The sequence below is a fragment of the Luteimonas sp. RC10 genome, from assembly GCF_014192745.1.
In the GTDB taxonomy this organism is placed as follows: Bacteria; Pseudomonadota; Gammaproteobacteria; order Xanthomonadales; family Xanthomonadaceae; genus Luteimonas.
The window spans coordinates 709,238-725,153 of record NZ_JACHYJ010000001.1; the positions used below are offsets into that span (position 1 = coordinate 709,238).

Below are 15,916 nucleotides of genomic sequence, written 5' to 3' on the forward strand. Positions count from 1 at the left end.
CGACCGGCATGTCCCATGGGCGACAACACTGTGTACCGCGATCAGGCGAAGCGGGCCGCGCCGCGCCCCGCCCATCGCAGGCGGCTCAGCGACGCCCGGCCGGCACCAACTGGTCGGACAGCAGCAAGGCGTTGAGCAGCAGCCGTTCGGTGCCGTGCCAGTACTTGCGGTGCGCCGGGTCGTCGGCGAACAGCACGACGTTCCCGCGACCGGTCGCGGCGACGACCGCCCACGGCGCGCCGCCAAGCCGGGCGCGGTTGCGCACTGAGACGTAGCCGTTGACCAGCGGCGCATCGTCGATGCGCACGACGGTCGAGAAGCGGTCGCGCGCCGGTGGCAGCACCACCGCGGTCTCCTTGTTGACGAAGAGCGCGCGGCGCGGCACGCCAAAGGCCAGTGGGTGACTGATGTCGGCATCGGCCGAGACCAGGTTGCCGGAGATGCGGTCCTCGGCCAGCAGGTCGCGGCGGTCGCCGAAGTCCGCGCGCGCGGTGTCGTCCTCGTCGCGGGCCGGGGTCTGGCCCAGGCCGTCGACGAGCTTGCGATCGATCGCCCACTGCGAGGCACTGCCGAAGGTCACCAGCGAGCCGCCGGCACGGATCCAGCCGCGCAGCGCCTCGACCGTCGCCTCGCTCCAGTCCTCGTAGTTGCCGCCGGCCAGCACGAGGCTGGTGTAGTCACCCAACGGCGCGCGCGCCAGCTGGGTCGGATCGAGCCGGGTCGCCGGCCAGCGCAGCTGCTCGCTCAGCGCGAACCAGGTCGAGCCGATCTCGGTCGCATTGACGCCCTGGCCCATGACCAGCGCGATCCTGGGCTTGCGCAGCGGGCGCACGCTGTCGCTGCCCAGGTCGATGCCGGCCACGCTCTGCCCGGTCGACAAGGCATGCGCGCGCACCCCGGCCTCGCGCGTGGCGGCATCGACCGCGGCGTGCAGCGCCTCGGCCGCGAGCGTCTGGCCGGCGAGCGGCACCACCAGCGTGCCGTAGGAGAACGCGGTCTCGCCGTCCGCGGTGCGCGCGGTGAATGGCTGGAGCGCGCTGCGCACGCGGATGTCCTGTGCCAGCAGCGCGGCGAGCACGCGCGGTGCGGCCTGGTCGCGCCAGTCGATCGCATAGGCATAGCGCGCCTGGCCACCGACGATGCCGGCCTCGACCGGCGGCAACGCCTGCACCTGCTCGCCCAGCGCCGGTGCGCGGCGCGCGCGTGCGAATGCGATGCCGTAGGCGTGCGCGATCGCGTACGAGGTGCTGCCGTAGACGCTCTCCTTCACCTCGGGCGTGGTCTCGAAGATCGAATGCACCAGCCGGAACTGCGGCTGCGCCGACGGCACGACGTAGGCGCTGCCGGGCGCGAACGTGGTGCCGTCGATCGTCGTCTCGCGCGCCAGCGCATGGACCTCGATGCGGTGCAGCAGCAGCAGGTCGAGCAGGCGCCGGGTCAGCGACGGGTCGTGGGCGTCGCCGAATACGAACGCGGCCGCGTCGTGGCGCCGGCCCTGGCTGAGCGCCGAGCGGAAGAAGTCCTTCTGCAGCGCCAGCAACCCGGGCTTCTCGGCGACCGCGCCGCGCACCGTCGCCAGCCCGGTCGCGACCTGGTTGCGGATCGTGAAGCGGAATTCCAGCGGGCCGCCGGCGGTGTCCTGCACCAGGCCGCGCGAACTGCCCTGCTCGACGGTGACGCCGACCCCGCCATGGAAGTCGGGATAGGTCGAGCCGTAGACCGGCGAGAAGTTGTCGAAGTTCTCTTTCGTGTAGTACAGCGAGCCGAGCGCATCGAGACCTTGCGCGTGGTAGCGCGCCAACGTGACGTTGAAATCGTAGGAGGCCTGCGGCAGCAGCGGGCTGTGCATGCTCGACGGCGACGGCTCGAAGTAGTACGTGCTGCCGGCACCCATCTCGTGGAAGTCGATCTGTACGTTCGGCGTCCACTGGTGGAACAGCGCGATCTTGGGCCGGGTCTCGCGCTGGGTGACCGCGAGCCAGTCGCGGTTGAGGTCGGTGAAATAGTGGTTGGTGCGGCCCATCGGGAACGGCTCGACGTGCTCCTTGTCCAGCGGGTCGGCGACCGGCGGGTTCGACTTCCACGCGTTGTGCCAGTTCGCCGCGCGGTCGCGGCCGTCGGGGTTCTGCGCCGGGTCGATCAAAACGACTGCCTCGTCGAGCCAGCGCGTGGTCTCCGCGCCGCGGTGCGCGGCCAGGTAGTAGGCGGTCAGCAGGGCGGCCTCGCCGCTCGACGTTTCGTTGCCGTGCACGCTGTAGTACAGGCCGACGACGACCGGCAATTGCGGGGGCACGGCCGCCGCGGGATCGCGCTGGGTGGCGTGCGCGGCGCGCAGCATCTCGAGCCGGCCGTGGTTGGCGGCCGAGGTGACGATCGCGGCGACCAATGGGCGCTCCTCGTAGCTGCGCCCGGTCTGCTGCAGCGTGATCCGATCGGACACGCGCGCCAGTTCGCGGAAGTAATCGACAATGCGGTCGTGCCGCGTGTAGTGGGTCCCCAGCGGATAGCCGAGGAACTGCTCGGGCGTGGGCACGTCGGGGTCGAAGTCCGCGGCCTGGGCCTGTGGAAAGTAGTAAGCGGTCTGCGCGACCGCGACCAGCGGCAGCAGCGCGAGCAAGGCCAGCAGCAGCCGCAGCGGCGCACTGCGGAAGAGACGGCCGCGCCCGGGGGCGCGGTGGAGGGGAGCGTCGGGCATCGGCGTATCCGGTGTGGGGCGGCGCCTGCGCAACGCGCAAGCGCGCGTTGCGGGAGCGCCGTCGGGGCGCGGGGAGCGGGTGCGGTGAGATCGGCGGCGAACGGTCAGAAGCGGTAGTCGAAACCCACCTGGAAGTAGCGCCCGCGCAGGTCGTACTGGCTGAAGTCGTAGGGCGCGCGGATACCGGGGAAGGATGCGTCGTGCGGCGGCGTTTCGTCGGCGATGTTCTCGACCTTGGCGTAGAGCGTCAGCCGCTCGATGCCGGACCAGGCGAAATAGAGGTCGAACTGGTCGTAGGCGTCCACCCGGGCCTGCGCGGCGCGCGCGGCGACGCTGGCCTTCTGGTCGTAGCCACCGGTGCGGTACCAGGTCAGGCCGGTGTCGAAGTCGCCGATCTTCCAGTCCAGGGTCGTCGTCGCCTTGTTGCGCGGCAGCGACGGGCCGAGGTTGCTGCCGGCGTAGTCGACCAGCGGGCCGCCGACCGTTTGCGGGCGCTTGTACTCGAGCACGTGAGTGAACACGCTCGACAGGCCGAAGCTGCCCGCACGGGCGGTGCGCCAGCGCTGGCGCAGCTCGGCATCCAGGCCTGAGGTCTGCAATTCGCTCAAGTTCTGGTAGCGGTTGTAGACGGCCACCAGCTTGCCGCGCGCGTCGCGCACGACATCGGCCGGGTCGTTGGTCTGCACGATCGTCGTGGTGTTGCCGGTGCCCACGAGGTTGTCGAGCTCCACCCGGTACCAGTCCAGGCTCAGGCTGGTGTCGGCCAGCGGCGAGACGACGACGCCCAGGTTGTAGCTGCGCGTGCGCTCGGGATCGAGATCGGTGTTGCCGACAGTGAAGAACGTCGGGGTCTGGCGCGAATCGGCGACGTCGGGATCATAGGGGTCGACGACCGAACCGTAGGCGATGCTAGTGGAGGCCGAGTTCTCCGACAGCGATGGCGCGCGGAAGCCGCGCGAGGCCGAGGCGCGCACCAGCAGCGCATCGAGCGGCTGCCAGCGCAGGCCGGCCTTGGGCGAGAACGCGCTGCCGAAGTCGCTGTAATGGTCGCCGCGGCCGGCCAGCTGCAGTTCCAGGGTGGGCGTCACCGGCACGTTGACCTCGGCGTAGAGCGCGGCGACATCACGGTCGCCGTCGACCGCGGCGATCGCCGGACGCACCTGCAGGCCGGCGTCGATCTGCCAGGGATTGCGCGAGACCAGCGACTCGTGGCGCCATTCGGCGCCCGCCGCGAAGCCCACGGTGCCGGCCGGCAGCTCGAACAGGCTGCCCGAAACCTTGAAGTCGACGCCGGTCAGGCGCGAGTCGGCTGGTCGCAGCGTGCTGAGCGCGATCGCGTCGAGCACGGCTTGCGGCGTCGTCGATGGCGCGTGCAGGTTCAGGCTGCCGTCGGCGAGTGCCTGCGCCAGCGTCCAGCGGTTGGCGAAGCCGCCGGCGACGGTTTCTTCCTCCTTGCTGCGCGCTGTGAACGCCGCGGCCTCCCAGTCCCAGGTGTCGGAGAACTGGCCGCGCACGCCGCCGAGTACCCGATAGGCGGTCGAGCGATTGGTCTTGAGCGATTGGCCCAGGTCGAAGAAGGTGTACTCGATCGGCGTGGCGACGCCGTAGGGGTTGTAGGGGTTGCCTGCCGGCAGCAGGTTGGACACCGGCTCGGCCAGTCCGGTCTGTGCGTTGAGCGCGAAGCGCCCGCCCTCGAGCGTGAAGTAGGGGCTGGAGCCGAACAACGATGCGCCGCGGATCCGGCTCACCACCAGTTCGCCGAATGCCTCGGTGGTGTCGTTGATGCGGACCGTCCCGTTGACGTAAGCCTGGTAGCGCTCGGTTGCGGGAATCAACGTCGTGTAGGGCGCGAGATTGATCGCGCAGGTGTCGCCGGCGAGTCCGTCGATCGGCGCGCTCGCGGTCAGCACCATGCCCTGCGGGCAGTGGCCCGCGGCATCGAGCAGCGGCACCGAGGCGCCGTTGACGAGGAAGCGCGCGCCCTTGGCCGACCAGCCGTTCCAGCGGCCGCCGGGCTTGTCGGTGTAGATGCCCGAGCGCGTGAGCGCGCGCTGGTCCTGGTCCAGCCGGTCGCGGTCATAGGCCTCCAGGCTGAAAAGCAGGTTGTAGCCGTCGGTGTCGAGGTCGCCGACACCGCCGACCAGCCGCGCGCGCTGGGTATCCAGCCCGCCCGCATCGGAGGTGCCCAGGCTGCCGCCCACGTCCAGGCCCTGGAAGTTCTGGCGGGTGATGATGTTGACCACGCCGGCGACCGCGTCGGAGCCGTACACCGCCGACGCGCCGTCTTTGAGCACCTCGATGCGTTCGACCGCGACCAGCGGCAGCGCGTTGAGGTTGACGAAGGTGTCCGACAGCCCGCCGGCCGGGAAGCCGTAATTGGCCAGGCGGCGGCCGTTGAGCAACACCAGCGTGTTCTTCTGCGACAGGCCGCGCAAGCCGATGCCGGCCGAGCCCGACGCCCAGCCGCTGTTGCTGGTCTCGTTGGCGGCGTTGCCGGTGTTGGCCGAGATCGACCGCAGCACGTCGGCGACGGTGACCTTGCCCGAGGTCTCCAGTTGCTGCCGGTCGATGACCTGCACCGGGTTCGCCGTCTCGGCGTCCGCACGGCGGATGTGGGAGCCGGTCACGGTCACCGTGCCCAGCGTGCGCGCTCCTGCGTCTGCATGACCGTCCGCGTCCTGTGCGGCGGCGAGAGGGGGGAGGGACAGCGCCGCCACAAGGGCGGTCGCAAGGCGCGCGGGGCTGGACATCTGCTGCACTGCAATATGGAGGGGCAGGCAGTGGGCCATGCGCGCGAACCGGACAGAAATGGTGATCCGGACTGGCGATATGGCGTTTTGGACTATCCAGGCACGGCGCGACGCCGATCCGCAGGGGCGCAGGCCGACCGCAGGGCGGTTCGTCCGTCCCGGGATGCCGCGTGGGCGGCGTCGATTACGCCCGGTGTGCCCGCAGCAAGTATTCGGCGCTGCGCATCTCGATCAGACGCGAGGCGGTGCGCTCGAAGGCCGCCGCCAGCCGCTCGCCTGCGTAGAGCTGGGGCGGCTCGGCGTCGGCGGTGCACACCAGATTGACGCTGCGGTCGTAGAGCTCGTCGATCAGCGTGACGAACCGGCGCGCCGCGTCGTCGCGTCGGGCATCCATTGTCGGGACGCCGCCCAGCAGCACGGTGTGGAACTCGGTCGCGATCTGGATGTAGTCGCTGGCGCCGCGCGGGCCTTCGCACAGCGCGTCGAAATCGAACCAGGCCATGCCGGTACAGCGCGCGCGCACCGGGATGCGGCGGCCGTCGAGTTCGATGCCGGCGTCGCGATGCGCATCGTCGCCGCCCAACTCGCGCCAGCGCGTGTCGAGCCAGGCATCGGCGCCCGCATCGAGCGGCGCGCGATAGACCGGCGAGCGGGTCAGCGCGCGCAGGCGATAGTCAGTGTCGCTCTCCAGATACACCACATGGCAGTGCTGCTCGATCAGGGCGATCGCCGGCAGGAAACGCGCGCGCTGCAGGCCGTCCTTGTACAGGTCGCTGGGCGCGGCGTTGGAACTGGTCACCAGCACGATGCCGTCGGCGACCATGCGTTCGAGCAGCCGTGCCAGCAGCATCGCATCGCCGATGTCGCTGACGAAGAACTCGTCGAGCACGAGCACGCGCAGCCCGGCGTCGCGCCAGCCGCGCACGATCGCGGCGAGCGGGTCGCGCTCGCCGGCATGGGCGCGCAGCGCGGTGTGGACCTCGCGCATGAAGCGGTGGAAGTGCGTGCGCCGCTTGCCGCCCAGCCGCGGATCGGGCTCGGGGCTGCGTTCGGGGTCGCGCAGCGCGGCCGGCGCCGGCGCGTCGGCGCGCGCCTCGCCCTTGAGCGTCCGCAGCGCCAGGCCGTCGTGGAACAGGTCGATCATGAAGGTCTTGCCGCGCCCCACGCCGCCCCACAGGTACAGCCCGGGGATGCCGTCGCTGTGGCCGTCACCGCCGAACAGGCGGCCGAGCAGGCCGCGCCTGGGCGGCGGCTCGTGCAGTGCCCGGTGCAGCCGGTCGAGCTCGACCAGCGCCGGCTGCTGCGCCGGGTCGTGCTGCCAGTCGCCACGTGCGACGCCCGCGGCGTAGCGCTCGGAAGGCAGCGGCGGCAGGCTCATCGCCGGCCTCGCGTCAGTGCGTGGCCGGGCCGGGCATGGCGGACCCGACTCATCGTGCAGTGGGCAGGTAGCCGCGGACGCCGTTCTTGACCACGCCGCGCAGGTCGATCATCCGGCGGTGGAAGAAATGGCCGGTGTCCGGCATGCGCACCAGCTCGGCCTGGGCGTCGCGTTCCTCGAGCCAGCGGTAGACCGCCTCGGGGTCGACGATCTCGTCGGCCTCGCCCTGGATCACCAGCCACGGGCAGTCGGGCAGCACGATGCGGTCGAAATCCCAGCGTCCGGCGGGCGGTGCGACCGAGATCAGCAGGTCGGGCTTCAAGTCAGCGCTGGCACGCAGCGACACGTAGGCGCCGAAGCTGAAACCGGCCAGCCACAGCGCATCGCCGGGCCGCTCCCGACGCACCCATTCGACCACCGCGGTCAGGTCGTCGGTCTCGCCATCGCCGCGGTCGAACTGACCCTCGGAGGCCCCGGTGCCGCGGAAATTGAAGCGCAGGGTCGTCGCACCGAGCTCGCGTAGCGAGCGCGCGACCATGGTCACGACCTTGTTGTGCATCGTGCCGCCCTCGGTGGGCAGCGGATGGCAAACCACCGCCACCAGCGGCAGCGCAGGGACATCGGCGTCGGGCAGATCGAGGGCGGCCTCGAGTGCGCCGACCGGGCCGGCCAGCGTCAGCGGGCCGGATTGCGTGGGAAACGTGGGGGACATCATGGCGCTGATGATACCGGGCCCGCCGCGACGGCACCGTGGCGGACATTCGCAGCCGTCATGTCCGCATGCCCGGCGGCGCCCCGGCGTTCGCCGCGTGCGTCAGTGCGCACGCAGGCGCAGCCCGATCACCAGCGGATCGTGGTCGGAGCTGCGCCACGGGCCGCTCGCCTCGCGCTCGCGGGTGTCGACCGGCTCGTCGGCATTGCTGTGCCATTTCGCAGCTCCGGCCAGGCGCGTGGCCAGCGCCGGGCTCAGCATCACATGGTCCAGGCGACCGGCCTGGCCGTCGAACACGAAGCTGTGGGCAGGCGGCTCGGCACGAGCGAACGGGTCGCGCCAGCCGGCATCGATGAACACGCGCACCGGATCCTCCATCGCATAGGCGTTGAAGTCGCCGACCACGGCGATGCGCTCGGCGGCCGGGGTCGGTGCGGTGGCCAGCCAATCGCGCAGGCGCTGCGCCGATTCGGTGCGTGTTGCCTTCCAGCAGGCCTGGCCGTCGCCCCCGTCGGTATCGGCACCGGCGGCATCGCGGCAGCCCTTGGACTTGAGATGCACCGCGACGACGCTGAAATCGGCACCGTCCGCGCGGCCATCGCGCAGCGGCACGAAGGCCTGCGCCAGCGGCACGCGGCTCAGTTCGACGAACGGCCCGCCTTCGAGCATGGCCGGCGCGCCCTCTGGGCGCACGCGGGTGTTGCGGTAGATCAGGCCGACCCGGACCGGATTGGTGCCGGGGCCCGTGCCGGTGTCGACGAAGCGCCAGTCGCGCGCTGGGCCCGCGGCGTTCAGGGCATCGACCAGTTGCGCGATGCTCGAATACGCATCGTAGCCGTCGTTCTCCAGTTCCATCAGTGCGGCGACATCGACATCCAGCGCGCTGATCGTCGCGACCAGGCCATCGATCTGGCGCGCCAGTTCGGCCGGCGTGCGCGCGCCGCGTGGCGTGGGGAAGCCGCCGCCGCGGCCATCGCCGTTGAACAGGTTTTCCAGATTGAAGGCGGCCAGACGCACATCGCCTTCGACCCTCGGTGCCGGTGGGCGCGGCGCCGGCTGCGCCTGCAGTGGCGCGGTCAGTTGCAGCCGCCATGCGCCGTCGCGATGGTCGACGATGCCTTCGACGCCGGTCAGGACACTGCCGGTGCGCAGCGCTTGCGCATGCGCGGGCAGGTACCAGGGCAGGCCGGCGTCGGGCGCCGCGTCGCGGCCATCGTCGAGCAGCACGCGGTTGAGGGCGTTGGCGGCCTGCACCATCGCCGCGTCGCGTCCGGGCCGCGCAATCTCGGTCGGCGAGTACAGCCGGCCGTCGAAGCTCGCGATCAATGTTCCCCGCCGCGTGCGATCGTGCTGGCCGGTCAGGGTCAGCGGCGCATCGATGCGCACCCAGCGGCCGGCCAACGCCGCCCAGTCATCGGGTGGGGAGGTGAGAACCAGGGGAGCGAGTCGCGGTGCGGGCGTGCTCAGCACCTCGATGCGGGATGGCTGCAGCGTCGGCAGCCTATCGACGTTCGTCAGGGCACCGGCGACCCGCACATGCGCGCCTGCGGCCGGTGCGTCGTCGTGTCCGCGTGCGTCCACGAACACCGCCGATGGCAGACCGCGCTCGGGCGCATCGGTCTGCAGGAACCAGCCACCGAGACCGTCGGCGAAGGCACCGGTGACCTGCCCCTCCAGCGTGACCGTACGCGGCGCGGCGACGTGGGCGTCGACGAAGACGACCGGCGGCGCCGCATACGAAGCGACCGGGCCGATGGCGATCCAGGCACAGGCGAGCAGGCCTGGCAGCAGACGGGCATGAGGGGGACGGCGCATGGGGACTCTCCTCGGCCTCGAGGGCCTGACACGACGACGCCGCCCGAAGGCGGCGTCCAGGTGGGGCGCATGCCCGACAGGGCTTACTTGAGGTTGTCGACCATCCAGTCGACCACGGCATGCATCTGCTCGTCGGTCAGCGCCGGGTTGCCGCCGCGCGCGGGCATCACGCCGGATGCGCCGGTGAAGCCTTCGATCGAATGCTTGTACAGCGTCTCCTTGCCCTGGGCGAGGCGCGCATCCCAGTGGGCGTGGTCGAGTGTCGGCGCGCCGCCGGCACCGGAGGTGTGGCAGCCCGCGCACAGGTTCTCGAAGATCACCGAGCCTTCGAGCGTGCCGCCGTAGGCAGCCTGCGAGGTCGCGGCCGCAGCCGCAGCGGCCGATGCGGCTGCCTGCGCGGCGGCACCGGTGGCGCCGGCGTAGACCGCGCCTACCGGCGCGATGCGCGCCTCGGTGCGCTGGGCGACATTGGGCGGAACTTCGGTCGGCACCGAACGATGCAGGAACCAGGCGCCAGCAATCAGGCCCAGTGTGACGATGGTCAGAAACACCAGCACCATCGAGAAGCGCTTGAGGAATTCGAGATCGTAGTTGCGCACGAAGCACCCTTGGCTTTGGCGACATGGTCCGCGGACCACAGCTGTGGGCGAGTATACGGCCAGGTCGGCCAAAATGCCTGCGGCGTTCCGTCGCGGCAGCGCAGCATCGCCGCGCGCCGCACAGGCTCACATCCCCGCGTAGTTCGGACCGCCGCCGCCCTGTGGGGCGACCCAGACGATGTTCTGGGTCGGGTCCTTGATGTCGCAGGTCTTGCAGTGCACGCAGTTCTGCGCGTTGATCTGCAACCGCGGGCCATCGGGCCCTTCGACGAACTCGTAGACCGCCGCCGGGCAATAGCGCGCCTCCGGCCCGCCATAGGTCGCCAGGTTCACATCCACCGGCACGCGTGGATCCTTGAGCGTGAGATGCGCGGGCTGGTCCTCGTCGTGATTGGTGCTCGACAGGTACACCGAGCTCAGGCGGTCGAACGTCAGCACGCCATCGGGCTTGGGATAGGCGATCTTCGTGTGCTGCGCGGCCGGCTCCAGGCAGGCGTGGTCGGGGCGGTCGCGGTGCAGCGTCCAGGGCGGCGTGCGGATGCCGAGCTTGGGCAGCAGCCATTGCTCGACACCGGTCATCAGCGTCGCGGTCGTGCGGCCCTTCTTGAACCACTGCTTGAAGTTCTTGGACTGCGCGAGTTCGGCATGCAGCCAGCTCGATTCGAACGCGGCCGGATAGGCGGCCAGCTCGTCGCCGCCGCGGCCCTCGCCCAGCGCCGCAAACGCCGCCTCGGCGGCGAGCATGCCGGTCTTGATCGCCGCATGGCTGCCCTTGATCCGGCTGGCGTTGAGCGTGCCGGCCTCGCAGCCGACGAATGCGCCGCCGGGGAACACCAGCTTGGGGATCGACAGCAGGCCGCCGGCGGTGATCGAGCGCGCGCCGTAGCCGATGCGCTTGCCGCCCTCCAGATACTTGCGGATCGCCGGATGCGTCTTGAACCGCTGGAACTCTTCGAACGGACTCAGCCAGGGGTTGCGGTAGTCCAAGCCGACGACCAGGCCGATCGCGACCTTGCCATCCTCGGCGTGGTAGAGGAACGAGCCGCCGTAGGTGTCGTCGGTCAACGGCCAGCCGGCGGTGTGCACCACCAGGCCCGGCTCATGCTTGGCCGGATCGACCTGCCACAGCTCCTTGATGCCCAGGCCGTAGCTCTGCGGGTCGCGGCCCTCGTCGAGCGCGAAGCGTGCGATCAGTTCGCGGCCCAGCTGTCCGCGCGAGCCCTCGGCGAAGATCGTGTACTTGGCATGCAACTCCATGCCGAGCTGGAACTCGGCGGTCGGCTGGCCGTCCTTGCCGATGCCCAGGTTGCCCGTCGCAACACCGCGCACCGCACCCTCGTCGGTGTAGAGCACTTCGGCCGCGGCGAAGCCGGGGAAGATCTCCACGCCCAGGCCTTCGGCCTGCGTTGCCAGCCAGCGCGTGACCGCGCCGAGGCTGACGATGTAATTGCCGTGATTCTTGAAGCAGTCGGGCAGAAGAAAATCCGGCGTGGCCTTCGCGCCGGTCTCGTCCAGGAACAGGAAGGCATCGCGCGTGACCGCCTGCTTGAGCGGCGCGCCCTTGGCCTGCCAGTCGGGGATCAGTTCGGTCAATGCGCGCGGGTCGACGATCGCGCCCGAGAGGATGTGCGCACCGGGCTCGGAGCCCTTCTCCAGCACGCAGACCGACACCTCGCGCCCGGCCTCGGTGGCCAGTTGCTTGAGCCGGATCGCGGTCGACAGGCCACCGGGGCCGGCGCCGACGACGACCACGTCGTACTCCATCGATTCGCGCGGGCCGTGGGTCTGCAGCAGTTCCTGAGGTGTCGTCATCGTTGCCTTGGGCGGGTGCCTGGGTGATGGGAGCGTCCGTCGGACAGCATCGCAGCATGCGTGCGATGGCGGCGTGGCCGCGGCCGGCAAGTGTAGCGCGCCGTGTTGCGCGGCCCGCTCAGCGCGGCTTGGCAGGCAGCGGGAACGGCGTGACGACCTTCTCGCCCGAGGTCGCATCGCGGATCGCCGACTGCCCTTTTTTCTCGACTTCCTCGACCCGCAGCACGCTCTGCATCGGCAGATGCAGCGTGCGGGTGTGGCCGAATTCGGCCTGCAGCCGTTCTTCGGTCGGATCGACGACCAGGCCGTCGTGCACATCGAACACCAGGTCCGAGACTTCGACAAAGCCCCACAGCCGCCCGCTCTCCACGCGCTGCGCGTACAGCTCGTAGACCTTGCCGTGGGTGAGGAAGGTGATCTTGTAGAGCGTCTTGGCGGTCATCGCCAAAGTATAAGAGTCGGGCTTGGGATGGGCGATGCCATGGCTGGCCCGCGCATGCCCATCCTGAGGCCCCAACGCTGGCCTTCAGTAGCCCTTGAGCCGCCGCAGCCGCTGGCCGATCGCGTGGCGCGAGACCAGCGCGAAGGCCACGCCGACCAGAAACCCGGCCAGATGCGCGGCCCAGGCCACGGCGCCGAAGGCCGGGCCGATGTAGGCGAAGAACACCTGCAGCAGGGCCCACACTCCGATCAACAGCGAGGCCGGCGCGCGGACGAACTCCAGGAACAGGCCCAGCGGCACGACCACGCCCAGCCGTGCGCGCGGGAACAATGCCAGGTACGCGCCGATCAGCGAGGACACCGCGCCACTGGCGCCGATGATCAACCGGTCCGGCGCGCCGATCGCCAGCACCGCAGCCAGGTTCGCCACCGCCCCGCCCAGCACGAACAGCACCAGCAACCGCCAGGCGCCCATCAGCCGCTCGGCCGGCAGGCCGAAGATCAGCAAAAACACCAGGTTGCCCAGCAGGTGGGCCCAGTCGGCATGCAGGAACAACGCCGTGACCAGGCGCAGCCAGGGGCCGGGGTCGAGCCAGTTGACCAGCACACCGTCGGTGCCGACCGGCTCGCCGTACAGGGCGCCCCAGTCCAGCAGCAGGGCGTAGTGCTCGTTGGCCGAGCGCGTGCTCGCCCACAGGAACGTCACCCACAACAGTACAAACAGCATCGGCACGGCCCAGCGCAGCGGGGCTTTGGCGCGACGGTTGGGGATCGAGACGAACATGGGCGCACGCATTGTCGAGGGGGCGGCAGGCCCGGGTAAAGCGCGCCGCGACGGCCTCCGGGCATGCCGCAATGCAGCACGGTTCCGGACGGGGAGGTACGGTATAGTGCGCCCGCCGAGCGCGTCGGGAGGGGTTTTCCGAGGGCGAACGGACATCACAGGCCAGGCCTTTAAGGTCGCGTTCTGCGAACCAGGCCCGGACCATCAAGTACACCTTCGAGAGAGAGGCGACCATGGCGACCCACCCCCGCATCATTCAATGCACCGCGTTGGCACTCGGCATCGCCGGCGCCCTGGCATTCGCAGGCCAGGCGCACGCCGCCGGCTTCCAGCTCAAGGAAAACAGCGTCAAGTCGATGGGTGCCGCGTTCGCCGGCACCGCCGCCAAGACCGGCGACAGCTCGGTGGTCACCAACAACCCGGCGGTGATGACCCAGTTCGAGGGCACGACCATGCAGGTCGACCTGACCGTCATCGACCTCAATTACGAATACAAGGGGGCCGCGGTCGACGCCCTCGGCCGCCCGATGTCCGGCAACAATGGCGGCAACGCCGGCGACGTGACCCCGGTGCCGGCAATGTCGGTCGTCCACAAGTTCGACAATGGCACCGCGCTGGGCGCGATGGTCAGTGCGCCGTTCGGCCTGAAGACCGAGTACGACCCGGGTTGGGTCGGCCGCTACGCGGCGCTGACCTCGGAAGTGGAAATCATCGACCTGACGCTCTCGGGCGCGGTGGATCTGGGTGACCGTTTCTCGGTCGGCCTGGGCGTCATCGCTTCGCGCGCGGACGTCACGCTGTCGAAGGGCGTCGATTTCGGCGCGCTGCTGTTCTCCAATCCCGCGACCCGCCCGCTGCCGTTCGCCACTCCGCAGGGCGCCGATGGCACCGCCGAAGTGCAGGGCGACGACAACGGCTTCGGCTGGCTGATCGGCGCGCACTTCCGTCCGACCGACGCGGTGTCGATCGGCGTGAGCTACCGCTCGGAAATCGATTACGAGCTCAGCGGCACCGTCGACTGGACCGTGCCCGACAACGCACGCGCGGTTTTCAATGCCAGCCCGATGACTCGTCCGCTGTTCGTCGACGGCAATGCCCGCGCCGAACTGACCACCCCGTCGATCCTCAACGTCGGCGCGACCTGGCAGGTCACCGACGGTTTCATGCTGGCCGCGACCTACGCCCGCACGGGCTGGGAATCGATGCGTGAGGTCCGCATCCAGTTCGAGAACCCGGATCCGGATTCGGTCGAGCCGTTCGACTGGAAGAACAGCGACTTCTACTCGCTGGGCGCCGAGTTCCAGCTCAACGATGCCTGGACGCTGCGTGGCGGCGTGGCCTACGACGAGACGCCCACCAACCTCGAGCACCGCACCCCGCGTCTGCCCGATGCCAACCGCATGTTCTATTCGGTCGGTGCGACCTGGAAGCTCAACGACGCGTTCGACGTCAACCTGGCCTACACCCGCATCGAGCCGCGCAATCCGCAGATCAACACCGGCAGTGGCGGTTCCCGTCTGCGCGGTGCGTTCGACGGCAACGCCAACCTGTTCGGCGTGTCGGCGCAGTACCGCTTCTGATCGCAGCGGTCTCGCTTGACGAAAAGACCCCGCGTTAGGCGGGGTCTTTTTTTTGGGGCGCGGGCCTGTCGGCGTCCTTGCGCGGACGCCCTCCGGAGGCGCGCCGACTACAATGCCGGTCCTTCTGATGCTATCGGGACGACCTTGTCCATGACCACGCTCGGCACCCCGCTGTCCCCCTCCGCCACCCGCGTGCTGCTGCTCGGCTCCGGAGAACTGGGCAAGGAGGTCGCGATCGAGCTGCAGCGGTTTGGCGTCGAAGTCATCGCCGCCGATCGCTACGCCGATGCGCCGGCGATGCAGGTCGCGCATCGCAGCCATGTGCTCGACATGCTCGATCCAGTCGCGCTGCGCGCGCTGATCGCCGTCGAGCGTCCCCACCTTGTCGTGCCCGAGATCGAGGCGATCCACACCGACACCCTGGTCGCGCTCGAGCGCGAGGCCGGGCTGCAGGTGGTGCCGACCGCGCGCGCGACACGGCTGACGATGGACCGCGAGGGGATCCGCCGGCTTGCGGCCGAGACGCTCGGCCTGCCGACCTCGCCGTACCGCTTCGTCGACACCCATGCGCAGTACCGCGAGGCAATCGCGACGATCGGCCTGCCCTGCGTGGTCAAGCCGGTGATGTCGTCGTCGGGCAAGGGCCAGAGCACGGTGCGCACGGAGGCCGATGTCGATGCGGCCTGGGAGTACGCGCAGACCGGCGGCCGCGCGGGCGCCGGGCGTTGCATCGTCGAGGGCTTTGTCGACTTCGAGTACGAGATCACGCTGCTGACCGTGCGTCATGCCGGCGGCACCGCGTTCTGTGCGCCGATCGGCCATGTACAGATCGCCGGCGACTACCGCGAGAGCTGGCAGCCGCAGGCGATGTCGCCGCGCGCACTGGCGCGGGCCCGCGAGATCGCGCGCGCGGTCACCGACGACCTGGGCGGGCGCGGGGTGTTCGGCGTCGAACTGTTCGTGCGCGGCGACGAGGTCTGGTTCAGCGAGGTCTCGCCGCGTCCGCACGACACCGGCCTGGTCACGCTGGCCTCGCAGGACCTGAGCGAGTTCGCGTTGCATGCGCGCGCGATCCTCGGCCTGCCGATCCCGGTCGATGCCCAGGACACGGTGCTGCTCGCCGGACCGGGCGCGTCCTGCGCGCTGCTGGCCCAAGGCCACGGCGTGCCCGCGTTCTCGGGCATCGCCGCGGCATTGCAGGCGCCGCACAGCGCGCTGCGGCTGTTCGGCAAGCCCTGGGTGGCGGGTCAGCGCCGGGTCGGCGTGACCCTGGCGCGCGGCGAGGATGTCGAGGCCGCGCGGGCGGTCGCACGCGACGCGGCGGCGGCGATCAGGATCGAGCTCAAGTGA

At 70.2% G+C, this 15,916-nt stretch carries 11 protein-coding genes; 2 read left to right on the forward strand and 9 right to left on the reverse strand.

Annotated elements, in window-relative coordinates:
* Nucleotides 1-85 precede the first annotated feature (85 nt).
* The 9 genes from FHW73_RS03170 to FHW73_RS03210 all read right to left on the reverse strand — a co-directional run bounded on the left by FHW73_RS03170 (nt 86) and on the right by FHW73_RS03210 (nt 12,986).
* The gene (locus FHW73_RS03170) at nt 86-2,695 is read right to left on the reverse strand and encodes a M14 family zinc carboxypeptidase (protein ID WP_183425234.1); all 2,610 of its coding nucleotides are present in this window, start codon (nt 2,693-2,695) and stop codon (nt 86-88) included.
* 104 nt (nt 2,696-2,799) lie between these two features.
* Entirely contained in the window at nt 2,800-5,445 is a 2,646-nt protein-coding gene (locus FHW73_RS03175) for a TonB-dependent receptor (RefSeq protein ID WP_183425235.1), read from the reverse strand.
* A gap of 184 nt (nt 5,446-5,629) precedes the next feature.
* Nucleotides 5,630-6,823 carry a cell division protein ZapE gene (gene zapE / locus FHW73_RS03180; RefSeq protein WP_183425236.1) on the reverse strand — a complete coding sequence of 398 codons (1,194 nt, stop codon included), beginning with the start codon at nt 6,821-6,823 and terminating at the stop codon, nt 5,630-5,632.
* Between the two features lie 49 nt (nt 6,824-6,872).
* A complete protein-coding gene (locus FHW73_RS03185; RefSeq protein ID WP_183425237.1) occupies nt 6,873-7,538 on the reverse strand; it encodes an alpha/beta fold hydrolase in 666 nt (221 codons plus the stop codon).
* 99 nt (nt 7,539-7,637) lie between these two features.
* Entirely contained in the window at nt 7,638-9,350 is a 1,713-nt protein-coding gene (locus tag FHW73_RS03190; protein ID WP_183425238.1) for an ExeM/NucH family extracellular endonuclease, read from the reverse strand.
* An 83-nt stretch (nt 9,351-9,433) separates the two neighbouring features.
* Entirely contained in the window at nt 9,434-9,949 is a 516-nt protein-coding gene (locus tag FHW73_RS03195; protein WP_183425239.1) for a c-type cytochrome, read from the reverse strand.
* A 126-nt stretch (nt 9,950-10,075) separates the two neighbouring features.
* Nucleotides 10,076-11,761 carry an electron transfer flavoprotein-ubiquinone oxidoreductase gene (locus FHW73_RS03200; RefSeq protein WP_183425240.1) on the reverse strand — a complete coding sequence of 562 codons (1,686 nt, stop codon included), beginning with the start codon at nt 11,759-11,761 and terminating at the stop codon, nt 10,076-10,078.
* 118 nt (nt 11,762-11,879) lie between these two features.
* The gene (locus FHW73_RS03205) at nt 11,880-12,203 is read right to left on the reverse strand and encodes a DUF1820 family protein (protein ID WP_183425241.1); all 324 of its coding nucleotides are present in this window, start codon (nt 12,201-12,203) and stop codon (nt 11,880-11,882) included.
* Between the two features lie 84 nt (nt 12,204-12,287).
* Complete coding sequence (locus FHW73_RS03210; RefSeq protein ID WP_183425242.1) at nt 12,288-12,986, reverse strand: rhomboid family intramembrane serine protease; 699 nt, start codon at nt 12,984-12,986, stop codon at nt 12,288-12,290.
* 233 nt (nt 12,987-13,219) lie between these two features.
* On the opposite strand from FHW73_RS03210, the gene FHW73_RS03215 reads away from it, so the two are divergent.
* Together FHW73_RS03215 and purT are read left to right on the forward strand one after the other, a co-directional pair.
* A complete protein-coding gene (locus tag FHW73_RS03215; RefSeq protein WP_183425243.1) occupies nt 13,220-14,566 on the forward strand; it encodes an outer membrane protein transport protein in 1,347 nt (448 codons plus the stop codon).
* 150 nt (nt 14,567-14,716) lie between these two features.
* Entirely contained in the window at nt 14,717-15,916 is a 1,200-nt protein-coding gene (gene purT, locus FHW73_RS03220; RefSeq protein WP_183425244.1) for a formate-dependent phosphoribosylglycinamide formyltransferase, read from the forward strand.